Source organism: Streptomyces sp. NPDC088097 (genome assembly GCF_044741845.1).
Taxonomy (GTDB): domain Bacteria; phylum Actinomycetota; class Actinomycetes; order Streptomycetales; family Streptomycetaceae; genus Streptomyces.
Map to the genome: position 1 here is coordinate 434908 of NZ_JBIUTJ010000005.1, position 26764 is coordinate 461671.

The window sequence follows — 26764 nt, forward strand, 5'->3', positions numbered from 1 at the left end:
CGCCCGTCCGGTGGCTCCGGTAGCTTCCGCGCCGGTGGCGCCGGTGGCGCCGGCGAGCGCCCCTACGGCCGCCGCGACGACAACCGCCCCTCGGGCTCCGGTTCCGCCGGTTCCACGGGCTCCTTCGGTGGCCGTCGTGACGACAAGCCCCGCTGGAAGCGCAACGGCTGACGCCTGAGCGCCAACTGACGAAGGCTCGGCCCCCACAGCACTCCGGTGCGGTGGGGGCCGAGCCCGTTTCCGGCCGATTCCACCCCCGCCCGCCCCACGCCGTAGGGTTGGCGGGAAACCGCCCGGGCCACACCAGGCGATACCCGATCGGCCAACAGCGCCGCTCCGGCTATGCTCTGGGGGAGCACATGGAGGGCCATTAGCTCAATTGGCAGAGCAGCGGACTTTTAATCCGTTGGTTGTCGGTTCGAGTCCGACATGGCCTACTGCTCGCAGGCGGGGGGTTCACCCCTCCGACCTGCTACTGAGCGCCCCACCCGGTTTCGGCCAGGTGGGGCGCTCAGTCGTTTGCGGGCCCGTGCGTGAGCGGACGGGCCGTCATCCCCTGGCCAGAAGGCGGATGCCCGAGCACGAGGCACGCGTGCTGGGTGAAGACCTGGCCGGTGTCCTGCCAGGCTGCCTCCCTCTCCCGCTCCTTCAGCCGGCGGGCGCGCTGCTCAGGGCAGCGACGTTCAGAGCCGCGCGGCACTTCACCCACCGCTCGGCGCATCCGGACGTCATGACGATAATGGTGCTACGTTCACTAGCATCATGCTGCTGAGATTGGACACCAAGGACAGTCGCCCTCTCCACGAACAAGTAGCGGCCGCGATCCGGCGCGCCATTTCCGAGGGTGAGTGCGCGCCGGGGGACCGGCTGCCTCCGGCTCGTGATCTCTCCCGAGCGCTCGGGGTGAACGCCAACACGGTCCTGCGCGGGCTGCGCGCTCTGCGAGACGAGGGAATTCTGGAGTTCCGGCGGGGTCGCGGGGTCACTGTCGCCGAAGGCGCCGACCAGCGGTCCGAACTGCTGAGCAGGACAAGGCAGTTGGTGGCGGATGCCGCGCATCTCGGATACGGCAGGAACGATCTCATTGAAATGATCAGGGGGCTTTCGTGACTGACCGTACGAAGCGGACGAGCGGCACGCGCTGGAGAGCGGCGGCCTGGGCGGTGGGCGTACTGGCTGTGTTGGCGGGGCTTCCGCCGGCCGCGAGCAGCCGGTTGCCACAGCGCCTCGCCACGCATTGGGGCGGTGGGGCTCCTGACGGTTCGATGCCCTTGTGGGCGGCTGCCGTGTTCCCGGCGCTGATCTGGGCGGTTCTGGCGATCTCCATCGCCATGGCCGGCCGGCGCGGAGGCGCGCCCGCAGGGTCGTGGATATGGGCGTCCCTGCTGTCCGGCGGTGTGTTCCTGGCCGGCGCTCAGGCTTCGATCGTCCGCGCCAATCTGGACCGAGCCGACTGGCGGGATGCCGGTTCAGTGGGCGCGGGGATGGCCGTCACGGCGGCGGTCGCGGTCGCGGCCGGTGTGCTCGGATGGCCGGCCGGACGGGGCGCGGCGCTCCCGGCCCATGCCGGACAGGGCGCGAGCGGCGAGGTCATGGCGATTCCTGAGGGTGAGCGCCGCGTCTGGCTCTCCCGCACCGCGAACCCCTGGCTCCACCTGACCGCCGCCCTCACCGGCCTCGTGGCGGCGACCGTCGTACTCGCCGCCGCGTGCGGTCTCATCGGTCTGCACTGGGCGCTCATCGCTCCCTTCGCGATCGCTTCGGTCCTCGTGCTGTTCTGCGCCTCGGTGCAGGCGCGGGTGACGGAGGCAGGGCTGGAGGTGGCCTTCGGTCCGCTCGGCCGGCCGGTGCGTCGCTGGTCGGCGCAGGACATCGTTTCGGCGCGTGCCGAGATGCGGACCCCGGCGCAGGTCGGCGGCTGGGGCTACCGGCTGAGCGGCCTGGGGACCACGGTGATGCTCCGGGCCGGCGAGTGCCTGGTCATCCAGCCGAACAAGGGAACGGAGTTTGCGGTGAGCGTCGATGACGCCGAACGGGGCGCCGCGCTGCTCAACGCACTTTCGGCCCGACACCCCGGCTGATCAATCAAGCCATTCTGGCGAAATCCATTCGCCCGAGTCGCCCTCAGTGACGCCCCTTCGGTGCGGGCCGGGTGTCGGCCAGTTGGAGGCTCGGTGCGGGCGGGGCGCGGAGGGGGGCCGTGGGTCGGGCTTCGGAACCCGGTTTCAGGGCTTTGACCTGGGGTTATTGCCTCCTTGGCGGGGGTGGGGGCGTTAATTGGCGGGGGGCGTCCCCGTCATGACGTAGAGTTGTGTTTACCGACGCGGGGTGGAGCAGCTCGGTAGCTCGCTGGGCTCATAACCCAGAGGTCGCAGGTTCAAATCCTGTCCCCGCTACTCAGTACGAAGGCCCGGTTCCCTTGGGAACCGGGCCTTCGTCGTGTGCGTTGACACCGGTACGGGGGCAGGCGCGCCGTCACTCGATCGGCCCGGTCCGGTCGCCGTCCGAGGGCCCGTGCCGCCAGCCTTGAGGGGGCGACTCGGGACCGGGCGGCAGGAGAGCAGCGTGGCGGGGCTGGGCCGGCAGGGCGAGGACGCGCGGGCGACCGCCGCGGGCGACGGCGCCGCCCGACGGGTGGCCCGGCTCCTTCCCGTGCTGCTGATCCTCCTCGGCCTCGCCTTCGACCTGTTGACCCCGCCCAGTTTCACGGGCGCCCCCTTCTTCACCGCCGCCCCGCTGATCGCGGCCCCCCTGTTCGCCTTCCTGGCCACCGCGCTGACGGGCATCGGCGCCTCGCTCGCGGTCGTGGCCCTGCACTTCTACAACGGCACCAGCGGGAAGGCCGAGTCCGTGACGGAGCTGGTGACGGTCGTGACCGTCTCCGGGCTGGCCCTCCTGATCAACCAGGTCGTGCGGCGCAGCGTCGAGCGCCTGGCCTCCGCGCGCGGCATCGCCGAAGTCGCGCAGCGGGCCGTGCTGCCGACGCCGGCCGAGCGGATCGGCGGGCTGTACGTCTCCGCCTCGTACGATGCCGCGCAGGCCGACGCCTCGATCGGCGGGGACCTCTACGCCGTCCAGGACACCCCGTACGGGGTCCGGCTCGCGGTGGGCGACGTGCGGGGCAAGGGGCTCGGGGCGGTGGAGGCCGTCGCCGTGGTGCTGGGTGCCTTCCGGGAGGCGGCGGAGACCGAGCCGACCCTGGAGGGGCTCGCGCAGCGGCTGGAGCGGGCCCTGGCCAGGGAAGGGACCCGGCGGGACAGCCTGGACGCGGTGGAGGGGTTCACGACGTGCGTGCTCGGGGAGGTGCCGCCCGGCGCCGAGGTGCTCCGGCTGATCAACCGGGGCCATCCCGAGCCGCTGCTGCTCCACGCGGACGGGGCCTTGGTGGTGCTCGCCCCAGTGGAGCCCGCGCTGCCGTTGGGGCTCGGGGACCTGGCGAAGGGGCTGGTGGACCGGGTCGGGGTGTGGCCCTTCCCGGAGGGCAGCACCCTGCTCCTGTACACGGACGGGCTGTCGGAGGCCCGGGACCGGGACGGGGTCTTCTACGATCCGGCGGCCCGGCTGCGGGGCCGGGTCTTCCCGGGGCCGGACGAGCTGCTGGACGCGCTCGGCAGCGACGTGCGCCGGCACACGGGCGGCGGGGCCGCCGACGACATGGCACTGCTGGCGTTGGGGCGGCCCGTGCGGGGCCAGCCGGCGCGGCGCAGGACCGTTCCGGTGGTGCCGAGGGAGGGTGCGTGACGGTCTGTGACGCACAGAGTGCTCTGCGCAAGGAAGTTGACGGAGCGTCATTTGGACGCCGTGGCTGAAGTGGTGTGGTGAGGCGCGGCATTTTGCCCAAAAGTGATCTTGAATGGGGTTTATGTCCAGGCCAAGGCTGTTCAGTGGGTGGCCGATTGGTGTTAACGATCAGTCGCAACAGCTTGGAATCACTCCCCCGCGTCTATTACCTTTCGATAACGCAGTGCGGTCGTCCCAGCCGTCGCAAGAGACGGCGCCGCGCGCGTTCCCGCCCATGAGGAGTGTGCCCCCGTGGCCTCCAACTCGCCTGCCCCCGATGGCATCGAAGTCCAGGAGACGCCCACCGCGGGAGCCTGGGGCGAGTGGAACCCGACGGAGGACTCGGCGCGCCCCTTCCGTGGCAAGCACCGCGTCATGAAGCCGCGCGGCGGACTCGCCCGCAGCTCCACGGTGCTCGGTGTCGGCGTGATCGCGGCGGTCGGCGCGGGCGGCATCGCCACCGCGCAGGACCGCCCCCAGGTCGCGATATCGATGCCCTCCCTCCCCGACCTGCTCGGCGGCGGCGACTCCGGCTCCGGCTCCGACTCGGGATCCGGCTCGGACTCCGCCACGAAGGCGACCGCCGCGCGGCAGGCGACCGTACCGCAGCAGGCCGACGGGCAGGCCGGCGGCCAGGAGCGGGCGGACGCGGGGGAGACGCTGCGCCACCGCATCCTCCAGCAGGCCGAGAGCGGGCAGGACGCCACCGAGGCGCAGGCCCGCGCGGATGCCGAACGGGCCGCGTACGAAGCGGCGGCCCAAGAGGCGCGGGCCCGACAGGAAACCGCCGTGAAGGAGGCCGACACGGCCCGGGCGGCCGCCGAGAAGGCCGCCGCCGAACAGGCCGAGGCGGAGAAGACCGCCGCCGCGGAGAAGGCGGCCGCGAAGACCGCCGCGGAGAGCGGCACGGGCTCCCCGTCCCGGTCCGCCGGCGGGTACGTGCTGCCGACCTCCGCCTACACGCTCACCTCCCACTACGGGGACTCCGGCTCCATGTGGTCCTCCGGCCACCACACGGGCCTCGACTTCGCGGCGCCCACCGGGACCCCGGTGAAGGCCGTGGGCGGCGGGAAGGTCATCTCGGCCGGGTACTCCGGGGCGTACGGCTACCGGATCGTGCTCCAGCTCGACGACGGCACCGAGGTCTGGTACTGCCACCTCTCCTCGATGTCGGTGACCTCGGGCGCGGTCGGCGCGGGCGACACCATCGGCCGGGTCGGCGCGACGGGCAACGTCACCGGCGCCCACCTCCACCTGGAGGTGCGCAAGGGCGGCTCGACCGTCGACCCCCTGGCGTGGCTGACCTCCAAGGGCCTCAACGTCTAGAAAGGGCGGGCCTGCGCCGCTGGGACGGAACGGCGGTCGGCGCCGGTGCCGCAGCGGTCCGCGCGGGCGCGAACGCGAAGCCGGGCGGCAGCAGTTCCTCCAGCACCGCCGCACGGGCCAGCGCGGGCGACGCGGTGGCCCGGCGCAGCCAGATCCGGTGCAGCAGCTCCCGCTCCCGGGCGGCGAACTCCCCCGTGCGGCCCGGGCCGTGGCGCCGGGCGTGGCGTCGTAGCAGGGCCAGGGCGGCGGCGTCCGCCGTGTACCGGGACACCGCGCGGGCGGCGGGACGGCCTCCGGTGCGCCGGGCGAGGGCGCGGGCCAGTGACCGGGCAGGCGGCGAGGCCAGGGCCGGGACCTCCGCCGGGCGGAGCCAGCCCGCGGCCGCGTACACCGACAGCTCGGCGGCGACGGCCCGGAGTCGGTCGCGCCGCATCCGCACGGCCAGCCACAGCAGCAGCCCGAACGCCGGGACCATCACGCAGCCGTACACCCCGTAGAACCCGTACTCCCCGAGATGGGAGGAGCCGTTCCACAGCGCGTGCAGGCCCATCGCCAGGCTCAATCCCAGCAGCGGCGGGCAGGCGGCGCGGGCCCGGCGGGCACGCCGGGTCGGGCCGACGCACAGCGCGGCCGCGCCGAAGCCGAGCCCCGTGAGCACGGTGAACAGCGGGTGCGCGAAGGGGGACAGGACCACCCGTACGAAGAAGGTCGCGGCCGTCACCGAGTCCAGGACGGGGGTGCCGTTCGCGAGGTCCTCCTCGAAGGCGTTGCCGAGGTAGAGGACGTTCTCGGTGAAGGCGAAGCCGGTCGCGGTGAACCCGGCGATCACGAACCCGTCGGCAGGGCCGGTGAACTGCCGTCTTCGGAAGACGAAGAGGAGCAGCAGGGCGGCGGCCTTGGCGCTCTCCTCCACGACCGGTGCGACGGCCACCGAGCCGAGGCGGTCGGCGTGGGCGGGGTCGACGGCGGCCGCGGCCATCCAGTCGGTGGCGAAGCTGTTGGCCAGTATCGCGATCAGGGCCGCGGTGCAGGCGCCCCAGCCGAAGCAGAACAGCAACTGCCGCCAGGGCCCGGGCGCGGCCCGGCCCAACCACCGGAACGCCGCCATGAGCGGCGCCACCGGCAGCGCGGCCAGAGCGATCCCGACGAGGAAGCCCGCGGTGCCCGTCTGCTCCCGCACGAGTTCCAGGATGGCGGTTCCGGTGGCGGTGAGCAGGATGACGAGCACGCACCACCGGGCCGTGCCCAACGGGCGTGCGAGCACACGGGTGAGCGCTCGGAACACATGATGACCCTACCGAGCGGGTCGGACACTCGGAGTGACGTTGTCAGTTCTTGGCTTCGCCCCGGGTGACCCGTTCGAACAGCAGGTCGTGAACGACGTGTCCCTTGTCCAGGCCTTGGCCCTCGAACCGGGTGAGCGGACGGTAGTCCGGGCGGGGCGCGTAGCCGCCGTCGGACCGGGTGTTCTCGAAGTCGGGGTGCGCGGTGAGCACTTCGAGCATCTGCTCGGCGTACGGCTCCCAGTCGGTCGCGCAGTGCAGCACCGCGCCGGGCGCCAGGCGGGTGGCGGCCAGGTCGAGGAACTCGGGCTGGATCAGCCGCCGCTTGTGGTGGCGGGCCTTGGGCCACGGGTCCGGGAAGTACACGCGCAGCCCGGCGAGGGAGTCCGGCGGAAGCATCTCGCGCAGCAGGATGATCGCGTCGCCGTTGGCCACGCGGACGTTGCCGAGGCCGCCGCGCTCCGCGAGGGCGAGGAGGTTGCCCTGGCCGGGGGTGTGCACGTCGGCGGCGAGGATTCCGGTGCCGGGATCGGCGGCGGCCATCTGGGCGGTGGCCTCGCCCATGCCGAAGCCGATCTCCAGGACGACGGGCAGACCGTCGAAGAGGCGCTTCAGGTCGATGACCTCGTGGCCGTCGATGTCCAGGCCCCAGGTGCCCCAGAGGCGCTTGAGCGCCTCGCCCTGGCCGGTGGTCACACGGCTGCGGCGCGGCTGGAAGCTGCGGATGCGGCGCTCGTGGTGCGAGCCGGCGGGGTCGGGCGCGGGCCCGTCCGGGAAACGGGGCTCCGTACGCCACTTCGGGGGCACGTACGTGGACGCCTCCGCCGGGGTTTCCGGGAGGCTGGGCTGGGGGTTCGGGGACTCAGACACAATGGGCCGATTCTAGCGCCGAGCCCGGGTCCCGGCCGGACGGTCCACCCACCCAGGCGGGGCGGCCGGGGTGGGTGGGGCGGGTGGAACTGGTGGGACGGGTGGAACTGGTGGGGAGGCCGGGGTCGACGAGGCGGCCGGGACGGGTGTGGCGGTCAGCAGGCACGGTCGGGCAGCCGGGCAGCCGGGCAGCCGGGCAGCCGGGCGGGCGGGCAGCCGGGCAGCCGGGCGGGCGGGGCAGTCGGGCGGCGCGGTGGTCAGCGTTCGGACAGTGCGAGGGCCCGGGTGGCGATCTCGCGGCCGATCGGGAGCGAGGCCGTCGCCGCCGGGGACGGGGCGTTCAGGACGTGGACCGTCCGCGGCGCCTCCCGGATCAGGAAGTCGTCGACCAGGGTCCCGTCCCGCAGGACGGCCTGCGCGCGGACGCCCGCCGCGGCCGGCGTGAGGTCCGCCTCCGTCACCGCGGGCAGCAGCCGGCGTACGGCCTCGGTGAAGGCGCGCTTCGACAGGGAGCGCCGGACCTCCCCGGCCCCGTAGCGCCAGTGCCGCGCGGCCATCCGCCAGGATCCCGGCCAGGCCAGCTCGTCGGCGAGGTCGCGCGGGCGGACGGTGCCCCAGCCGTAGCCCTCGCGGGCCAGCGCGGGAACGGCGTTGGGCCCGACGTGGACCCCGCCGCCGATGCCCCGGGTGAGGTGCACGCCGAGGAAGGGGAACGCCGGGTCCGGCACCGGGTAGACCAGGCCCCGGACGAGCGAGGGGCGCGCGAGGTCGTGGTACTCGCCCCGGAACGGGATGATCCGCATGCCCGGGTCGTCACCGGCGAGACGGGCCACCCGGTCGCACTGCAGGCCCGCGCAGTTCACCAGGACCCGCGCCCGGACCACCACCCCGGAGGTGGTGCGGACCGCGACGGCCGAGGGGCGGCGCGAGATCAGATCGACCTCGCCGCCGTAGACGACCTCCGCGCCCGAGACCTCCGCCAGCCGCTCGGTGACCTGCCCGTAGTCGACGATCCCGGTGGTGGCGACGTGGATCGCGGCCAAGCCCCGGACCTCGGGCTCGTACTCCGAGATCTGGGCGGGACCCAGCTCGCGCACCGGGATGCCGTTCTCGCGTCCGCGCTGGACGAGGGCGTGCAGCCGGGGCAGTTCGGAGCGCTCGGTGGCGACGATCAGCTTGCCCGTCACCTCGTGGTCGATGCCGTGCTCGGCGCAGAACTTCACCATCTCGGCGGCCCCGCGCACCGCGAAGCGCGCCTTCAGCGACCCGGGGCGGTAGTAGATCCCGCTGTGGATCACTCCGCTGTTGCGGCCCGTCTGGTGCCGGGCGGGCCCGGCCTCCTTCTCCAAGACGACCACCCGCGTCCCCGGAGCCAGCCGCGACAGGGCATGCGCGGTCGACATCCCGACGATTCCGCCGCCGATCACCAGCACGTCGCAGTCCACGCTGACACCTCCCACCCCTGCATACTGCACCCCGCCGCCGACAACCTGGCTACGCGGGTGTCACCAGGAGCGGACGGGCACGTTCTCGCAGCTCCGCCACGCGCGGTTCGTCGCCGTACGGTTCCAGCCGGTGCAGCAGGTCCCTTACGTACTCGTTCGTCCGCGTCGAGGAGATCCGGCCCGCGACCTCCACCGCGCGGGTGCCGGCCGCGCACGCCGCGTCGAGGTTGCCCGACTCCAGCTCGGCCACGGCGCTCACCACCAGCCGCAGCCCGTGCGAGCGCACGTACTCCTCGGTGGGGCGGGACAGGGCCTGCTCGGTGAACCGGCGGACCTGGCGCGGGAGTTTGAGGTCCCGGTAGCACTCCGCCGCGTCCGCCGCGAACCGGTCGTACGAGTAGAAGCCCAGCCAGGTGGGGTCGGGGTCGCCGTCGCGGGAGCGTTCCAGCCAGCCCTCGGCCGCGCGCAGCGCCGCCCCGGCGGCCGCCGAATCGCCGGCCTTCGCGTGCGCCCGGGCCTCGACCAGGCGGAAGAAGCTCATGGTGCGGGAGGTGGCCAGGCCGCGGTTGCGCTCGACGGCGGCCTGGGCGAGGTCCACGCCCTCGTCGGGGAAGTCGCGGTAGGTCGCCTGGAGGGACATCGAGGCCAGCACGTACCCGCCGAGCGGGACGTCGGCGGCGGCGCGGGCCAGCCGCAGCGCCTGGATGTAGTAGCGCTGGGCGGCCTCCTGCTGACCCGTGTCGAACGCCATCCACCCGGCCAGCCGGGTCAGTTCGGCGGTGGCCCCGAAGAGGGCGCGGCCCACCTCGTCGCTGTAGGAGCCCAGCAGCAGCGGCGCGGCGTCCACCCGCAGGCACTCGGGCACCATCGACGAACGCCAGTCGCCGCCGCCGTACTTGGAGTCCCAGCGGCGGGCGTCCTCGGCGGCCTCGCGCAGCTTCGTCACGTCGCTGTGGCCCACGCGCTGGGGGGAGGAGTCGGACAGCACGGCCGGGGCGGACGCCGGGACGGGCGCGGCGGCCGGGGCCGGTACGGGGGAGGGGCGCGGCCCGGTTTCGGGTGCCGGGCGGGCGGGCACAACGCCCTGCGCGGGGGTCGCGCCGGCGGGGGCGGAGGATGCGCCCGAGCGGGCCGTCGCCGGACCGGGTTCGCGCGCCACCGAGCCGTCGGCCGGAGATATCAGCCAGCGCGAGGCGGGCGTCGCGTACGCCGACACCGAGAAGGAACCGGCGAGCGACTGCCAGATCCCGCCACCGCCGCGCCGACCCGCGAGGTCGAGCCGGTAGAGGTCGGTGGCCGACCGCACGGCCGCGCCGATGTCGCGCGGGAAGGCCAGCCCGACCTCGGGCGCCGGATCGGCGTCCGCCAGCCCGATCTCGTGCAGCGGAACCGGCCGGCCCAGCTTCGCCCCGATGGCGGCGGCGATCAGGTGCGGGGCGGCGCCCTGCGGCACCATCCCCTTGGACACCCACCGCGCGACCGAGGTCTTGTCGTACCGCAGGGTCAGGCCGCGCTGTGCGCCGAGATCGTTGACGCGCCGGGCCAGCCCCGCGTTGCTGATGCCCGCGAGGGCGAGGACGGCGCCGAGTTTCTCATTGGGCTCGCGGAGCTCCCTGGACATGCGCCACCCCTCGTCACACGCGGAACGTTGACGCCGCCGGGGCATAGGCGCCCGGCATTTCGTAAACCCAGCGTAGTTCCCCGCCTCCCAAGCGTTAAGGCCCCTCCTTCCGTATGGCGGGATTGTTGTCCGTACGCACAGCCGGGCCGCCCCCGACCCCGGGGCGCACGTGTCAGCTCGTGCTCCGGCCGTGTGGCCGTGCGCCCGGCCGTGCGCTCTGGCCGCTCCCGGGGCCCGGCGATTCGATGTGCGGTGCGTGGGTCGGCCCGCCGCGTGGATCCGGTGGGCCGGGGGATGCCGCTGCCTCAATCCCCGCGGGTGGCGGAACGGTCCGGGAGGCGGAAGGCGCCTCCCGGGCCGCGCCCCGCGGGAGCGCCGGCGCGCGTACTCGACACGGCCGAAGAATGGCCGAAAGCGACCTATGGGACGGTGGGAACGGAACGCCAAATACCGTGTGACCGGGGCGTGTTCGTTTACATGTGCGCGCCCCGAAGTCACTCTCGCACGCCCGTCTCGTGGCAGCATGGACCCCGAGCCACCCGGGGTCTGCCGGCCGCGCCCTCAGCAGCCGCGCACGGCGTCCGTGCCGGTCGCGCCGTACGCGCTGTACGTCCGTGCAATCCGTACGTGTCGACCGCGCCGATCGCGCCGTCAGCCGCCCCGGTCATGTGCCCACGGGCTGGGGGAGGCGGCGGTGCGCTGGTTGGTCGGCTGGAGCAGTATCGCCGCGAGCTTCGGCACGGCCGGAAGGGTCTCTGACCGGCGCACATCCGCCAACGGCCACGCGAACGGCAACGGATCCGGCGGCTACGGGTCCGGCGGCCGCGGGTCCGCGGGCTATGGCTCCTCCGGGTACGGCTCCTCCGGGTACGGCCACGACGGCGGCGGCCACGGCCTGCCCCACGCCGACCCCCCGCGCGGCGGCCTCGCCGACGCCGCCTCCGCCGACGATCCCGCCGCCCAAGACGCCGACCGCACCGTCCACCCCGTCGGAGCCCAACTCCTCTGGGGCGACCCCGACCCCCTCTGGGCCGTCGGCGACTGGCGCCCGGACGAGATCCGCACCGTCACCGCGGACCCCGCCGACCCCTTCACCCGCCTCGCCGTCCTCGGCTGCTGCGGCGCCACCGACGCCGAACTGCGCCGCGGCCTCTACGCCGCCCGCGGCGGAGCCCTGCGCCACCTCACCGAGTGGTCCGGCAGCTACACCGCCGTCGTCCAGGCCGGACGCCGCATCACCGTCCTCGGCGACGTCGCCGGCGCCCGCCCCGTCTTCTACACGCCGTGGGCCGGCGGGACCGCGTACGCCACCGCCGCCCTACCGCTCGCCGACCTCATCGAGGCGCAGCTCGACATCGGCCACCTCGCCGCCCTCCTGGCCTGCCCCGACAGCCCCGAGGCACTGGGCGACGGCACACCGTACGCCGGGGTGCGGCGCATCCCGCCCGGCCACACCCTGATCCTGCGCGAGGGCTCCCGCGAGATCACCGGCTACGAGACGGTCGCCTCCCTCGCCGTCGCCGCGCCCGAGGCCGACGCCGGGCGCGCGGTGGAGGGCGTACGGGAAGCTTTGGTCGACGCGGTGCGCGCCCGGCTCACAGCGCCCCGCCATGCCCCCGACACCCTGGTCCCCGACCCCGGGCCCGTGCCCGGAATGGGCCCCGCCGACCGCCGCGCCGCCCGCGGGGCCCCCGCGCCGGGCGTCGGAGCCGACCTCTCCGGCGGCAGCGCCTCCGCCACCCTCGCCCTCCTCGCCGCCGGACTGCCCGGCGCCCCCGGCACCCTTCCCGGCTCCGGATCCCGCCTCCTCGCCGTCACCTTCAACGACCTCGCCACCCCGCAGGGCCGCGAGGGCGAACTCGAACGCGCCCACGCCATCGCGGCCAGCCCCCGCCTGCACCACGTCGTCGTGGCCGCCGCCGAGGAAGCCCTCCCGTACGCGGAACTCGACGGCCCCCTCACCGACGAACCCGGCCCCTCCCTGGTCACCGCCGCCCGCGAACGCCGCCGGCTGGCCGCCGGATCCGCCGACCACTTCACCGGCCACGGCGCCCGCCAGGTCCTCGACGCCCACCCCGCCCGCATGGCCGACCTCCTCCTCGACCGCCGACGCCGCCACCTGCTGCGCCCCGTCGCAGCCCTCGCCCGCTCCGCCTCCGCGTCGGGGGAGTCCCTGCTCGTCCCGCTCACCGTGTACGCCGCCGCCCGCCGCCTCGCCCGTACGCCGTACCGCGCGGGCATCGAAGCGGCCGCCGCCCGACTGCGCGAGGGCGGCCTCACCCCGTCCCTCACGGGCCCGGTCGACGCCTCGCTCGCCGCCCTGACCTGGTCCCGACCCGGCCCGGCCGCCGCCTGGCTCACCGGCGAAGCCCTCGCGGAAGTATCGATCCGTCTGGCCGCCGCCGCCGGACGCCCCCCGCTCTCCCCGCGCCCCGGAGAGGCCCGCGCCCGCGCCCTGCTCGCCCGCCACGCCGCCGACCACCGGGTCTTCGAGCAGGCCGTCGAGGTCCGAAGCCAGCGGCTGCACGCCCCGTTCCTCGACAACCAGGTCGTACGGGCCGCGCGCGCCCTGCCCGAGTCCCTCCGGGTGCAACCCGGGGCCCGCGCCGCGATCCTGCGCACCGTCCTGGCCTCCGCCGGCGTACGCGAACTCCCGCCCGGCTGGGGCGTCACCGCCCACACCCCGAACGAGACCGCCACCCGGCTCGGGCTGCGCGCCGCCCTGCCCGGCCTGCTCGACCTCTTCGACGCGCCCCTGCTCGCCGACGCCGGCCTGATCGAGGCCCGCGTCGTGCGACAGGCCCTGCTCGACGCCGCCGACGGGCGCCCCGTCCCGCTCGACGGACTCGCGGAACTCGTCTCCATGGAACTGTGGCTCCGCCGCCTCCTGGCCCGCCGCGGCACCTGCTGGACCGGCACCTCCACCCCGCGCCGCCGAGCCGTCCCCGCCCTGGACACCGCCCTCCCCCGCCTCACCCCGGCCGCCCTCCCCCGCCCCACAGGCCCGATCCCCCACCCCTGACCCCACCCCGGCCGGTGCACTACAGCAGCCCCGCCCGCCCCCGGTGCCCCGGCCGCCCGGTCCCTGCCCCCGGTCGCTCGGGATTCGGTCCCGCGGCTTTGGCCGTTCGGGGTGCGGCGCAGCCTTGACCGTTCGGTGGGGTCCGGGGCGCAGCCCCGGGGAAACGGTGGAAGGGCGGGTCGGGGACGAGCCCCGCGGGGCCCCGCCCCGCCCCCCGCCCCCGGCCGGCCCCTCAGGGAGCTGCCCTCCCCAGGTCCCTGACCGGGCCCCGCGCCCTCGCAGGCCCCGCCGCCCCCGCATGACGCCGGCATGGCCCGGGCTCCGCCGGCCGACCCCCACCCCCGCCCGGCCAGGGCCAAGGCAGAATTGCCCGGTGCGGTACCTCATCCTCGGCACCACCGAGGCACACGACGAGACCGGCGCCCCCCTCTCCCTCGGCGGCGCCCGCCTGCGCGCGCTCCTCACCGCCCTCGCCCTCCGCGCCGGCGCCCCCGCCGCGGCCCCCGTCCCCGACCTGATCGACGAGGTCTGGGGCGACGACCCGCCCCGGGACGCCCCCGCCGCCCTCCAGGCCCTCGTGTCCCGCCTGCGCCGAACCCTCGGCTCCCGCGACGCCGTCCGCGCCGACCCCTCCGGCGGCTACCGCCTCACCGCCGCCCGCGAGGACGTCGACCTCCACCGCTTCACCCGGCTCGCCGCCGAAGGGGCCCGGCAACTGCCCGCCGACCCCGCCCTTGCCGCCGAAACCCTCCGGGAGGCCCTCGCCCTCTGGCGCGGCCCCGCCCTCGTCGACCTCCCCGAGCCCGCCCGCGGTGCCCACGCCGCCGCCCCCCAAGCCCGCCGCACCCGCGCCGCGCGCGACCGCGTCGAGGCGGACCTGCGCGGCGGCGCCACCGCTCCCGGCGCACTCCTCCCGGAGCTGGAGGCCCTGATCCAGGAGCATCCGTACGACGAAGGACTCCGCGCCCAGCAGCTCCGCGCCCTGCGCGCCGACGGCCGCCCCGCCGAGGCCCTCGCCGCGTACGAACACACCCGCACCGCCCTAGCCGAAGGCCTCGGCACCGACCCCGGCCCGGAACTGCGCGCCCTGCACGCCGAGTTGCTCCATACCGAGCCCGAGCCCGAGCCCGAGCCCGCGTCCACGCCCCCGGCCCCGCCGCCCCGGGGCAACCTCCGCCCCCGCCTGACCTCCTTCGTCGGCCGCGAAGTCGAGCTCGCCGCCCTCGCCGAGGACCTGGCCCGCTTCCGCCTCGTCACCCTCACCGGCCCCGGCGGCTCCGGGAAGACCCGCCTCGCCGAGCACGCGGCCGCCGACCGGCCCGATTCCGGCCGGCTCGTCGAACTGGCCCGCCTCGACCACCCCGCGGCCGTCCCCGGCGCCGTCCTCAGCGCCCTCGGCCTGCGCGAGAACGGCTTCGTCGCCCGCGAGCGGGCCGCCACCGACGCCGATCCGACCGCCGTCCTCGTCGAGCACCTCGCCCACCGCGAGGTGCTCCTCGTCCTCGACAACTGCGAGCACGTCATCGGCGCCGCCGCCGAACTCGCCGAACGCCTCCTCACCCACTGCCCCGGCGTCCGGATCCTCGCCACCAGCCGCGAACCCCTCGGTGTCCCCGGCGAATCGTTGCGCCCCGTCGAACCCCTCCCGCCCGCCACCGCCCACCGGCTCTTCACCGACCGCGCCCGCAGCGCCCGCCCCGACTTCGACCCCGCCGACGACCCGGAGGCGGCGGTCGAGATCTGCCGCCGGCTGGACGGGCTGCCGTTGGCCATCGAACTGGCCGCCGCACGGCTGCGGTTGCTGACCCCGCGGCAGATCGCCGAGCGGCTCGACGACCGCTTCCGGTTGCTGACCGGCGGTGCCCGTACGGTCCTGCCCCGCCAGCAGACCCTGCGGGCCGTCGTCGACTGGTCCTGGGACCTCCTGGACACCGCCGAACGCACCGTCCTGGCCCGGCTCTCCGTCTTCGCCGGCGGCTGCGACCTCGCCGCCGCCGAGGACGTCTGCGCCGACCCCTCCTACGACGTCGCCGACATCCTCGGCTCCCTCGTCGACAAGTCCCTCGTCCAGGCCGAACCCGCACCCGACGGCATGCGCTACCGCATGCTCGAAACCATCCACGAGTACGCCGGCGAACGCGCCGCCGAGGACCCGGACGGCATCCGCGCCACGACCGCCCGCCACACCGCCCACTACCTCGCCCTCGCCGAGCACGCGGAACCGCTCCTGCGCTCCGCCGACCAGCTGCCCTGGACGCGCCGCGTCGAGACGGAACTCGACAACCTCCGCGCCGCCCTCCACACCGCGACCGCGCCCGGGCCCCGGTCCACGGCCGGGCCCGCTTCCGAGGCGGCCCCCGCCACCGCCCAGCGCCTCGTCTTCGCCCTCGGCTGGTTCTGGTGGCTGCGCGACTACCGCGCGGAGGGCGCCGAATGGGCCGGGCGGGCCTTGGCCCTCACCCGGCAGGAACCCCCCGAGGGATCACCCGGCTTCTGGGACTTCATGCGCCTCCAGGTGCTCCACATCTTCCTGCTCGCCGAGAACAACGGCTCCGAACGCTTCCGCACCCCCGAATACCGCGCCCTGGCCCTCCGCATCCGCGACACCTTCCGGCACGCCTCGCCCGAGACCTGCCGCTTTCCCGGCATGCTCTGGCCCGCGACCGGCCTCCTCACCGGCGAAGCCCACGACGCCATCGACTTCCACACCCACCTCGACGAAGCCGTCGAGGGCTGTCGCCGCTACGCCGGCGACTGGGAACTCGGCGTCACCCTCCTGCTCCGCACCCACGTCGCCATCGACACCACCGGCGGCCTGCCCACCCTCGACGAGGACCTCGCCGAACTGCGCCGGATCGCCCACCGCCTCGGCGACCGCTGGACCCGCGCCCAAGTGGCCAGCGCCGCCGGCGAACTCGCCCTGTCCCGCGGCCGGTACGACGAGGCCCGCACCGAGTACGAGGACTGCCTGCGCCTGGCCCACGAGGTCGGCGCCCACATCGAGGCCCCCTTCGCCATCGCCCGGATCGCCGAGGCCGCCTACTGCGCCGGGGACGTCGAAGCCGCCGCCCGCCTCCTGGCCGAAGCCGACCGCGAGGCCGAGGAGTTCGGCGGGGTGTACGACGTCACCACCTTCGCCCGACTGCTTTCCGCCCGGATCGCCCTGACCCTCGGCGACACGGACCGCGCCCGGGCCGAGTGCCGCCTCGCCCGGGCCGAAGCGGCTCGGATCACCGTCCCCGCGCACCTCACCGCCGGGCTCGACAACGCCGAGGCGCTGCTCGCCGCCCGGACGGAAGGCCCCGCCGCCGGCCTCGACCTGATCGCACCCGCCCTCGGGTCGGCCATCGCCGCACGCTGCGCCGAACGCGTCCTGGCCGCCCTCGCCGAGACCGCGGCCCTCCTCCTCGCCGAAGCCGGCGAGCCCGCCGCGAGCGTACGGATCCTCGCGGCCGCCACCGCCTGGCGTACGGGCCACCCCCGCGCGGTCCCGGAGCAGAGCCTCCTCGACGGACTCCCGGCCCGCACCCGAGCCGTACTCGGTCCGGCCGCGTACGCCGAAGCCCGGGCCGCGGGCCGGGACCTCACCCCGGACGGAGCCGTGACCGCCCTCAACCGGCTCAGGACCGGCTGATCACCGACAGCTGATCACGGCAGCTGATCACGGCCGCCGATCACCGACAGCTGATCACGGAGTCCGCCCAGCTCGCCAGCGTCGGCAGCCGGCCCTGCCCCACCCGCTCCACCACCAGCCGCAGCGTCTTGCGCCCGGCCAGCGCCACCCGCACGGAGGCCGGGGGGTCCCCGTACCCCAGCTCCTGCGAACGCCACAGGCGCTCCCCGTCGCCGTACACGGAGAACCGCACCGTCCCGTCGGTCAGCAGCGACAGGCCGTCCACCCCGGCCCGCGCCGAAAAGCTCGTGCACTTCCGGTTGAGGGTGATCTCCACCGAGGAGCGGGAGTTGACCGTGATCCCCTGCCCGAACCGCTGCCCGCCCACCTCCAGCCCCCACCGCTGCCACACCCAACCGCTGCGCCACGTCTCCAGCTCGGGACCGGTGTGGCCCCCGTACGCGGAGTGCCCCAGCGTGGCCAGCCGGAAGCCCTGCGCGGGCGCGGGCGGTGGCACGGGCGAAGGGATCGGCGAGGTCGACGCCCGCGTCGGCGAGGGCCGCAGGGTCGCCGGGGCCGAGGCCGGGCGCGAGGGCGACACCGAAGCCGGAGCCGGCCGGGCGGACGCGCTCGGTGAGGGCGCCCGCGACGGCGGTACGGACCCCCGCGGCGCCGGCACCGACACCCCGGGGGCGCTCGGGGCCGGTGAGACGGGAGGCGGTACGGGCGCCACCGGCGCGGCCATCACGGGCGCGGGCCGCGCCTGTGGCTCGGGCTCGTCCCCGGTCAGGGCGAAGACCACCCCGGCGGCGGCCGCGACCGCTATCCCGGCGGCGATGGCGGCCTTCGCGGGCATCCCGAGCCCCTCGGACACGGCGGCCCCACCGGCGCCTCCGGCCCCGCTCCCCCCGGCAGCCCCGGCCCCCGCCGCACCGGCACCCGCACCCGCACCGACCGAGGACCCTCCGGCGGCCGCGGCGGCGGCACCCGCGCCCCCGGCGGCGACGGCCCCTCCGGCCACCACCCCCGCCGCCTTGGCGGCATAACCGGCGGCGAACCACCCGATGACCGCGACCGGCAGCAGCGCGGGGATCCCGGCGTTGACGTCCTTGAGCTCCCCGGCGGCCAGCCGGCACTTGGCGCACTCCTCCAGATGCTTGCGCAGCCCCCGCTCGGCCCGCATCCGCAGGCCGCCCCGGGCGTAGGCGCCCAGCCGGTCCGCGTACCGCGCGCAGTCCCCGCCCGAACTGAGCGCGGTACTCACATGGGCCTGGAGGTAGGCCTGCTTGAGGCCCTCCCGGGCCCGACTGGCCAGCACGGCGGTCGCATTGGCGCTCAACCCGAACAGCGGGGCGATCGCACTGGGCGAGGCTTCCTCGACGGTGGTGTGCCAGAGCACGGCCTGCCACCGCTCGGGCAGGCTCCGGAAGGCCTGCAGGGCGAGCGACTGTTCGGCTTCGTGCATCGCCCGGACATCGGCGCCCAACTCCAGGGTGTCGTCCCCGGACAGGCTCTCCGCACCCGTGGCGGCCTGCTCCGCGAACACCGCGAAGTCCTCGACCAGCTGCTCCCGCCGAGCGGTCTTCGCCCAGGCCGCGGCCACGCGTCGGACGGTGGTCAGCAGATAGGCCCGCACCGAGTGGTCCGGCCCCGCCCCACCGCGCACCGCCTGGAGGGTCCGTGCGAACACCTCGGCGGTGAGATCGTCGGCGGTGTGCCCGTCCCGGCAACAGGTGCGGGCGTAACGGCGTACGGCCTCGGAGTGCCGACGGAACAGCTCCTCGTACGCCCCGTCGTCGCCACCGCGCATCCGGGCGATCAAGTCGGCGTCGGAAGGCGGCAGATCGACGCCGGGCGCTCCCGACGCGGCTCGTCGCCCGCCCGGTTCGCGCTGGGCGGGGACCTGACCGGCGGGCAGACTGCCCGCCCCGACCTCGCCACCGGCGCCACCGGGAGACTCGTCCCGCCCGTCAACGCTCACCGCGGAAGCCCCCGCACGCCACACTCGAACCGGTACACCGATCCAGCGTGGCACACGGCGAAGCCGCGCCGGTCTCCTCCGCGCACCATCCACTCGTCCGGGCACATCGGGCCGGCTCGGTGACCCCGTCGACGGCCCCCTCACCCGTTCGGGCGACAGGCCATCCACACACCCTCGTTGACGCGCCCACAACGGGCACCCACCGCGAGCCCCACGACACGTCCCCATGACGGGACTACGCCGAGGCCTCACAGCCGGCCCCACCACGGGGACCCACAACGGGACTACGCCGAGGCCTCACATCGAGCCCCATCACGGGACCACGACGAGCGTCCACCCCAGAACCCGCCAGGGACCCACGAAGCGCGTCCACGACGAGGCCGCACCGGACCGACCACCGAACCGGCCCCGCACGACGCGGCCCCGGCCGAACCGACCACAACCGACCGGCCCCGGCCGCGCGTGCCCCGCACGACCCGGCCGGGCTGCCGAGCCGCCCGGCGGGTGCCTCACGCGACCGAAGCCGCGTCCGACACCCGCCCGGAGCGACCCGACCGCCCCGCCCCGCCTCACACCGTCCGGGAGCGCAGCCCTTCGAGCAGGATGTCGAGCAGCCGGGCCGAAGCCGCGGCCTGGTGAGCCGGGTCCGGCAGGGCCGGCGCGGCGGTGGCTATCACCAGCAGCACATCGGCCACCGTGACGTCGGTCCGCAGCTCCCCGGCCTCCCGGGCCCGGTCCACGAGCCGGCCGACGACCTCCAGCAGCGCACCCGCGCCGGAGTCCTCGGACGGCTCGTCATCGATCGGGCTCCGCGAGCCGACGACCCGCAGCTCCGGCACCCCGGAGGCGGTGCCACCGGCACTGTTGACCAAGCCCTGGCGCTGGTGAGGCACCCGCGCGGCGGGCACCTCTTCGGCCCCGTCCTCCTCGGCGGGCCCGACGCGGAGCACCTGCGGCGGCAGCAGCCTGCCCGCGCCCGAGGCCACGGAGGTCCGCAGGAAGCGCGACAGCGCCTGCCACGGCTCCTCCTCCTGACCCAGGGCGGACTTGGCCTGCTCGGTCAGCCGGGCGGTCTCTTCCTCGGCTATCCGTCGGACCAGGACGTCCTTGCTCGGGAACCGCCGGTAGACGGTCCCGACGCCGACCCGCGCGCGCCGTGCCACGTCCTCCATCGGAGCCCCGTAGCCCAGCTCGCCGAAGACCTCGCGGGCCGCGCGCAGTACGTGTTCGAGATTGCGCTGCGCGTCGACGCGCAGCGGCGTGGAGCGACCCACCCCGTGGGTCGTGGCGCCCGTCATCACGCGACCGCCGCTGTCCGCGGACAGAGCGGTGGCAGAACCATGGAAATCGGAAATGTGCATATGTATCCCCCGGTAATCATTTGTCTCCCCCCGGAGACACTCCCCGCCTTCGTGTCGAGAGGGGGGCCACGGTCATGAGGGCCCTGGTCCTACTCTTCGACGAGATACGAACATAGTTGAGCCAGAGTCAATTCAGAAGAGGTAGCCCCGGACGGAGCACCGCCCGATCGGAGCATTCACCCCCACTTTTCCGCCAGAAGCCCCCGGAATCACTCCCTCCGCGCCCCCTGACCTGCGGAGTCCCACCCCGATCAGAGCCTCTCCGCAGGCCCGTCCAACGGCCACCGCCGGTCACACAATGTGTCGGGCCTGTGGACAAACTCCCGGCCACGTTGCGTCATGGGGTGGTGAAGGCTGCTAACTCCCGGGGCGACGCCCCCGGTACCCCGCCCCGTACGCGCATCCTCGTCGTCGGCGGTGGATACGTCGGCATGTACACGGCCCTGGGTCTCCAGCGGAAGCTGAGATCCGGAGAAGCCGAGGTCACCGTCGTGACCCCGGCGCCGTACATGACGTACCAGCCCTTCCTCCCCGAGGCCGCCGCCGGCTCGATCTCACCCCGGCACGTCGTGGTCCCCCTGCGCCGCGTCCTGAACCGCTGCCGCATCGTCATCGGCGAGGCCAAGAGCATCGACCACGCCAAGCGGACCGCGACCGTCACCACCCTCGCCACCGCGGAGGAGGGGACCGGCGACATCGAGATCGAATACGACGAACTCGTCCTCGCCCCCGGCTCCGTCTCCCGCACCCTCCCCATTCCGGGACTCGCCGACTACGCCATCGGATTCAAGACAGTGGAAGAGGCCATCGGCCTGCGCAACCACGTCATCGAACAGATGGACATCGCCTCATCCACCCGCGATCCCGCCATTCGCGACGCCGCCCTCACCTTCGTGTTCGTCGGCGGTGGGTACGCGGGCGTCGAGGCGCTCGGCGAACTGGAGGACATGGCCCGCTACGCGGCCCGGTACTACCACAACATCAAGGCCGAGGACATGAAGTGGGTGCTGGTCGAGGCCAGTGACCGGATCCTCCCCGAGGTCGGCCCGGAGATGGGCATCTACACCGTGCGCGAACTGCGCCGCCGCAACATCGACGTGCGGCTGGAGACCCGCCTGGAATCCTGCGAGAACCGCGTGGCCGTCCTCAGCGACGGCTCCCGCTTCCCCACCCGCACCGTCGTCTGGACCGCCGGCGTCAAACCCCACCCGGTCCTCGCCGCCAGCGACCTCCCCAAGAACGAACGCGGGCGCCTCACCTGCACCTCCTTCCTCACCGTCGAAGGAGTCGAGCACGCCTGGTCCGCCGGCGACGCCGCCGCCGTCCCCGACATCACCGCCGCCGAACCCGGCCGCGAATGCGCCCCCAATGCCCAGCACGCCGTCCGCCAGGCCAAGCAGCTCTCCGCCAACCTCGTGGCCGCCCTACGCGACGAGGTCCTGACCGAATACGCCCACAAGTACGTGGGCTCCGTGGCCTCCCTCGGCCTGCACAAGGGGGTCGCGCACGTCTACGGCCGCAAGCTCAAGGGCTACCCCGCCTGGTTCATGCACCGCGCCTACCACCTCAGCCGGGTCCCCACCTTCAACCGGAAGATGCGCGTCCTTGCCGAATGGACCCTCTCGGGACTCTTCAAGCGCGAGATCGTCTCCCTGGGCTCCCTCGAACACCCCAGGGCGGAATTCGAACTGGCTGCCGGCGGGGGCCCCAAGCCCCACCCGCCGACCCCAGCCCCGGACCCCCCGCGAGGCGGCCAGGGCTGACGTTGTCAGTCCGGTCGGCCACACTGGACGTGTGACCATAGGTGGGCTCGCGCCTGCGCAGAGTGACTTTCGCACCCCGTCACCCCGCGCGGAACGGCCCTTCCGGCAGACGACGGCCCGGAACGACCTTGAAGACACGAAGAACACGAACGACGCACACGACGGACACGACGTGAACGACTTGACCGAGTGCCCCCGTCCCGCCACCAACCACAGCGACCCAGTGACACAGTGACCACATCGACCACACAGGGCGACTCCCACCACCGGTAGCCGGGGGAGACACCGCGACCACCTGCGACACCACGAGGCTTGAACGCAGTGAACTTCACGCGCTGGAGCGCCCGCTTTCCCGGAACGCAGCGCCGCGCAGCCGCCCGGAACGAGCACGCCGCAGCCCAGGCCAAACGGGGTGAGGGCTCCGTCCCGGCAGCCCGCGGCGCCGCCGGCCACTCCGGCACGCCACCCGAGGGCTGCCCCGCCGACGCCACCGTCTCCGGCACCGGCACGGTGCCGCTCCCCGCCGCGCCCGCCCTCGACGAGCTGTCCGCAAGAGAAGTCCTCGGCCTGCTCCCGGCTCTCATCGCCCTCGTGCACGGCCCCGAGCACCGCGTGGCCTACGTCAACGACGCCTACACCGCCGGCTTCGGCCCCCGCGCCGCCGGCGCCCCCGCCCACGAGGCCCTCCCCGAGCTCGGTGAGCTCGGCCTGCTCCCGCTCCTCGACCAGGTCCAGCGCAGCGGAAAGCCCCGTACGGCCAAGAACCGCACCGCCCCCGGCGGCACGCACTCCTACACGGTCACCTGCACCCCGGTCGACTTCCCCAAGGCCGAGCCGCACGCCGAACGCGCCCCCCACCACACCGGCGTCCTGATCCACCTCGCCGACGTCACCGACCACACCGAGGCCCTGGACCGTCTGCGCGCCAGCGAACGCCGCCAGCGCGAGGCGGCCGTCACCCTCCAGCGCAGCCTCCTCCCGCAGGAACTGGAACAGCCCGACGACCTCCGCATCGCCGCCACCTACCAGCCCGGCGGCACCGAGGCGGCCGTCGGCGGCGACTGGTACGACGTCATCACCCTCGGCGCCGGCCGCACCGCGCTCGTCATCGGCGACGTCATGGGCCGCGGGGTCCGCGCCGCCGCCGTCATGGGCCAGCTCCGCACGGCCGTCCGCGCCTACGCCCGCCTCGACCTGCCCCCGCACGAGGTGCTCCAGCTCCTCGACGGCCTCGCCGCCGAGATCGACGCCAGCCAGATCGCCACCTGCGTCTACGCCGTCCACGACCCCAACGAGGGCCTGCTCGCCTACGCCTCCGCGGGCCACCTCCCGATCCTGGTCCGCGACGAGGACGGCACCGTACGCCGCGCCGCCGACCCCACCGGCCCGCCGCTCGGCACCGGCGGCTGGCTCCACACCTCGGGCACCATCGCGCTCGGCCCCGGCTCCACAGCCGTCCTCTACACCGACGGCCTCGTCGAGCGCCGAGGCGAGGACATCGACGAGGGCGTCGCCACCCTGGAGCGCGCCTTCGCCGGAGCCCAGGGCACCCCCGCCGTCGTCTGCGACCGCCTGATGCGGGCCCTCGGCGTGGACGCCGACCACGACGACGACGTGGCCGTCATGGTCCTCCAGCAGCCCGCCCGCACCGGAGCCGACGCCGAGCTGTTCCACAACGCCGCCCTGGAACTCCTCGGCGGCGTCGAGGCCGCCCCCCGCGCCCGCGCCTTCGCCCAGGGAGTCCTCGCCTCGTGGCGCTTCCCGTCGGAACTGTGCGACCTCGGCGTCCTCGCCGCGAGCGAGCTCGTCGCGAACTCCCTCCAGCACGGCACCCCGCCCATGCGCCTGCGCCTGCGCCGTACCGACCGCCGGCTGATCGTCGAGGTCACCGACGGGGACGACCACCTCCCGCGCCGCCGCCGCGCGGAACCGGGCGACGAGACCGGCCGCGGCATCTCGATCGTCGACACCATCGCCTCCTCGTGGGGCACCCGCCGCACCCCCGGCGGCGGCAAGGCCGTCTGGTGCGAGTTCGCCCTCCCCGACAAGTAGCCGCACACACGAAAAGGCCCCGGTCCAGGTGGACCGGGGCCTTTCGCACACCTACCTATACGTACGACTACACGTGCGCGGGCTCCGCGGCCGCGGCCTTGGCCGCGCCCGCGACCGGCCCGCCCTGGGCCACGATCCTGGACAGCGACGGGTTGTCCTGCACCGGGCTCAGCTGCTTGCCGAGCCGCAGCGCCAACCCGGCGATGCCCAGCGAGACCATCACGAAGATCCCGATGTAGAGCATCGGAATCCCCGCGCCCAGCGGCACGCCGAGCGGCCCGAGCGCGAGCGCCATCTGCTTGACCAGGGCGAAGGCCGAGTTGTACTGCCCGACCGACCCCTCCGGCGCCAGGTCGGCGACCAGCGGCGCGAGGGTCGGCGACAGCATGGCCTCGCCGATCCCGAAGAGCGCGTACGTGGTGATGAACGCCCCGGCGGCCATCACGGCGCTGCCGTGCCCCAGACCGGAGAACCCGGCGATGACCCAGGCCACGGTCCAGATCAGGCCGACCAGCGCGATCACCCGCGAGCGCCGACGCTTCTCCACCAGGCGCAGCACCACGAACTGGGCGATGACGATCGCACCGGTGTTGGCGGCCAACGCGAACCCGAGGGTCGAGGGGGAGATCCCCGCGGCCTCGGTACCGAAGGCGGCCAGACCCGACTCGAACTGTCCGTAACAGGCGAAGAACAACACGAAGCCCAGCAGACACAGCTGCACCATGGCCTTGTGCTGGAGCAGCCGCTTCCACCCGCCACCGGCCGGCGCCGCGGCCTTGGCCATGGCGTCGTTGATCCCCGGGACCTGCGGCATCCGTACGCTCGCTATGACCGCGGCCAGCACGAGGAACATCACGGCCTCGATGCCGAACAGCAGGGTGAAGCTCCCCGGCCGGTCCACGTCGACGATCTGACCGCCGACGAGCCCGCCGATGCCCAGGCCCAGGTTCTGCATGAAGAACTGGAGGGCGAAGGCGCGCGTCCGGGTCGAGGGGGTCGAGCACCAGACGATCATCGTGGCGAGCGCCGGCTGCATCACTGCCTGCCCGGCGCCGAGCGCCAGGGCGGACAGCAGGATCGGCACGACCCCGTTCGACAGCCCGAGCGCGAGCGCTCCGGCGGAGGCGACCACGGCCGCACCGATGACCACGGGCACCGGGCCACGACGGTCGATGACGCGACCGGTGAAGGGCAGCGCGACCAGGGCGCCCAAGGCGAAGGCCACGAACGCGCTCGTGGCCGCCATGGAACCCAGACCCCGCACCTGCGCCACGTAGATGTAGAGGAACGGAACCGTGAAACCGATACCGAACGCGGTCAGCGCGTTGCCGGCCTGGATCCGCCGCATCGCGGCGCCCATCACCCTGGTCACTTCTCACCTGCCTTGATCACTGAAGACTTGAAGACTTCACAACTAAAGTTCGATCCTTAACTCTACACATTGAAGGAGTTAGACGCCAACGAGTCCCGTGCCATACTTCGACGCATGGGTGACACCCCCGACGGCACCACGCCCGTCCACGAGCCGAGCCTCGATGAGCAGATCGCCGTCTATCAGCGCGAGTTCCAGGACCTGGACCCCCAGGTCGAGAAGGTGGTCTCGGCCCTGAGCCGACTGAACCGCCGCATGAACGTCGCGTACGGACGTCAGACCGCCGCCCTGGGCATCAGCAACGCGGAGTGGGAGGTCCTCAAGGCCCTCGTCATCTCCGGGTCGCCCTACCGCATGGGCCCGAGCGAACTCGCGAAGCAGCTGGGCCTGACCCCGGCGGCGATGACGCACCGGATCGACCGCATGACGTCGGAGGGCCTGGTCACGCGAGAGCGCGACGAGTCCAACCGGGTCCGCGTGATCGTCGAGCTCACGGACGAGGGCCGGAGCAAGTGGCTGGACGCGATGCGTGCGGCCACGGTGTTCGAGGAGGACCTCCTCCAGGACCTCTCGACCGCGGAACGCGGAGCCCTGGGAGACATGCTCACCCGCCTCCTGGACCGGGTGGAAGACCTCCAGTCCCCCTCCTGACCACCAGGGTTGACAGACCCCCCGTGGGTCCGTAAGGTTCTCCGAGTTGTCCCTGAGCCGAAAGGTTCCAAGGTCAACAAATCCCGCCGCCTCGTTGCGGCACCCAACTCAGCACGATCTCCCACCGGGAACGCATTCGGCATGTCCGAATTCATTTCCGAAGCCCGATTATCGGTCGCCCGGGAAATCCGCTAGAGTTCGGGAGTCGGAAGGGCCCAACAGCCCGGAAGGCAAGCCCCACTGACTGGGAGTCAGGCCCGAAAGGATCTGATAGAGTCGGAATCGCCGGAAAGGGAAAACGCGAAAGCGAAGAACCTGGAAAGCAAGCGAGACTGACTCTGATAGAGTCGGAAACGCAAGAACAGAACGAAAAGCCCGGAGGAAAGCCCGAGAGGGTGAGTACAAAGGAAGCGTCCGTTCCTTGAGAACTCAACAGCGTGCCAAAAATCAACGCCAAAAGTTGATACCCCGTCCATTTCGGTGGATGAGGTTCCTTTGAAAAAGACCTGTGAGGCTCCGGTTTTCTGGTGTGCTTGCAGGCAATTACACAGCGAGGACGTTGTGGCGCGTCGGTCTTATTCCGACCTGACGTGCCCGCTCTAAGTGATGTGTGCACCCGATTAC

Annotated in this window: 16 protein-coding genes and 2 tRNA genes; 11 read left to right on the forward strand and 7 right to left on the reverse strand. The window is 73.8% G+C overall.

Going from position 1 to position 26764, the window contains the following annotated elements; genetic code table 11:
• The first annotated feature begins 364 nt into the window (after positions 1-364).
• The 6 genes from ACIOD1_RS19455 (at position 365) to ACIOD1_RS19480 (ending at position 5106) form a co-directional block, all read left to right on the forward strand.
• A tRNA-Lys gene (locus ACIOD1_RS19455) sits at positions 365-437 on the forward strand.
• A gap of 325 nt (positions 438-762) precedes the next feature.
• A complete protein-coding gene (locus ACIOD1_RS19460; RefSeq protein WP_401903531.1) occupies positions 763-1110 on the forward strand; it encodes a GntR family transcriptional regulator in 348 nt (115 codons plus the stop codon).
• Complete coding sequence (locus tag ACIOD1_RS19465) at positions 1107-2081, forward strand: DUF1648 domain-containing protein (protein WP_401903532.1); 975 nt, start codon at positions 1107-1109, stop codon at positions 2079-2081. The genes ACIOD1_RS19460 and ACIOD1_RS19465 overlap by 4 nt, the downstream gene beginning before the upstream one ends.
• A gap of 241 nt (positions 2082-2322) precedes the next feature.
• Positions 2323-2396, forward strand: a tRNA-Met gene (locus ACIOD1_RS19470).
• Between the two features lie 169 nt (positions 2397-2565).
• Positions 2566-3741, forward strand: a complete 1176-nt coding sequence (locus ACIOD1_RS19475; protein WP_401903535.1) for a PP2C family protein-serine/threonine phosphatase — start codon at positions 2566-2568, stop codon at positions 3739-3741.
• A 291-nt stretch (positions 3742-4032) separates the two neighbouring features.
• On the forward strand, positions 4033-5106 hold the full coding sequence (locus ACIOD1_RS19480; RefSeq protein WP_365622265.1) for a M23 family metallopeptidase: 1074 nt from the start codon (positions 4033-4035) through the stop codon (positions 5104-5106).
• On the opposite strand, the gene ACIOD1_RS19485 is transcribed toward ACIOD1_RS19480, so the two are convergent.
• From ACIOD1_RS19485 to ACIOD1_RS19500, 4 genes are all read right to left on the reverse strand, one after another.
• Positions 5096-6391: a PrsW family intramembrane metalloprotease gene (locus tag ACIOD1_RS19485; protein ID WP_401903538.1), complete on the reverse strand. Its 1296-nt coding sequence runs from the start codon at positions 6389-6391 to the stop codon at positions 5096-5098. The genes ACIOD1_RS19480 and ACIOD1_RS19485 overlap by 11 nt on opposite strands.
• Positions 6392-6434: 43 nt before the next feature.
• A complete protein-coding gene (trmB, locus tag ACIOD1_RS19490) occupies positions 6435-7259 on the reverse strand; it encodes a tRNA (guanosine(46)-N7)-methyltransferase TrmB (RefSeq protein ID WP_401903540.1) in 825 nt (274 codons plus the stop codon).
• 257 nt (positions 7260-7516) lie between these two features.
• On the reverse strand, positions 7517-8662 hold the full coding sequence (gene lhgO, locus ACIOD1_RS19495; protein ID WP_401903569.1) for an L-2-hydroxyglutarate oxidase: 1146 nt from the start codon (positions 8660-8662) through the stop codon (positions 7517-7519).
• 91 nt (positions 8663-8753) lie between these two features.
• The gene (locus ACIOD1_RS19500; protein WP_365622271.1) at positions 8754-10325 is read right to left on the reverse strand and encodes a sporulation protein; all 1572 of its coding nucleotides are present in this window, start codon (positions 10323-10325) and stop codon (positions 8754-8756) included.
• Positions 10326-11019: 694 nt separating this feature from the next.
• Between ACIOD1_RS19500 and ACIOD1_RS19505 the strand changes: the two genes are divergently transcribed.
• Both ACIOD1_RS19505 and ACIOD1_RS19510 read left to right on the forward strand, forming a co-directional pair.
• Positions 11020-13347 carry an asparagine synthase-related protein gene (locus ACIOD1_RS19505; RefSeq protein WP_401903542.1) on the forward strand — a complete coding sequence of 776 codons (2328 nt, stop codon included), beginning with the start codon at positions 11020-11022 and terminating at the stop codon, positions 13345-13347.
• A 373-nt stretch (positions 13348-13720) separates the two neighbouring features.
• Positions 13721-16981 carry an ATP-binding protein gene (locus ACIOD1_RS19510; protein WP_401903544.1) on the forward strand — a complete coding sequence of 1087 codons (3261 nt, stop codon included), beginning with the start codon at positions 13721-13723 and terminating at the stop codon, positions 16979-16981.
• Between the two features lie 40 nt (positions 16982-17021).
• Here the strand turns inward: ACIOD1_RS19510 and ACIOD1_RS19515 are convergent, their stop codons facing one another.
• Positions 17022-18965 (reverse strand): sigma-70 family RNA polymerase sigma factor, encoded by a 1944-nt coding sequence (locus ACIOD1_RS19515; protein ID WP_401903546.1) that lies wholly within the window; start codon positions 18963-18965, stop codon positions 17022-17024.
• 545 nt (positions 18966-19510) lie between these two features.
• Complete coding sequence (locus tag ACIOD1_RS19520) at positions 19511-20302, reverse strand: TetR/AcrR family transcriptional regulator (protein ID WP_401903547.1); 792 nt, start codon at positions 20300-20302, stop codon at positions 19511-19513.
• A 344-nt stretch (positions 20303-20646) separates the two neighbouring features.
• Here ACIOD1_RS19520 and ACIOD1_RS19525 point away from each other — a divergent pair, with 344 nt between their 5' ends.
• Together ACIOD1_RS19525 and ACIOD1_RS19530 are read left to right on the forward strand one after the other, a co-directional pair.
• Positions 20647-22065: an NAD(P)/FAD-dependent oxidoreductase gene (locus ACIOD1_RS19525; protein ID WP_365622285.1), complete on the forward strand. Its 1419-nt coding sequence runs from the start codon at positions 20647-20649 to the stop codon at positions 22063-22065.
• A 321-nt stretch (positions 22066-22386) separates the two neighbouring features.
• Positions 22387-24117: an ATP-binding SpoIIE family protein phosphatase gene (locus tag ACIOD1_RS19530; RefSeq protein ID WP_365622335.1), complete on the forward strand. Its 1731-nt coding sequence runs from the start codon at positions 22387-22389 to the stop codon at positions 24115-24117.
• A 67-nt stretch (positions 24118-24184) separates the two neighbouring features.
• Here ACIOD1_RS19530 and ACIOD1_RS19535 read toward each other — a convergent pair whose 3' ends face one another.
• Positions 24185-25477: an MFS transporter gene (locus ACIOD1_RS19535; RefSeq protein WP_401903571.1), complete on the reverse strand. Its 1293-nt coding sequence runs from the start codon at positions 25475-25477 to the stop codon at positions 24185-24187.
• A 126-nt stretch (positions 25478-25603) separates the two neighbouring features.
• Here ACIOD1_RS19535 and ACIOD1_RS19540 point away from each other — a divergent pair, with 126 nt between their 5' ends.
• Positions 25604-26140 (forward strand): MarR family transcriptional regulator, encoded by a 537-nt coding sequence (locus ACIOD1_RS19540; protein ID WP_365622288.1) that lies wholly within the window; start codon positions 25604-25606, stop codon positions 26138-26140.
• Positions 26141-26764 lie beyond the last annotated feature (624 nt).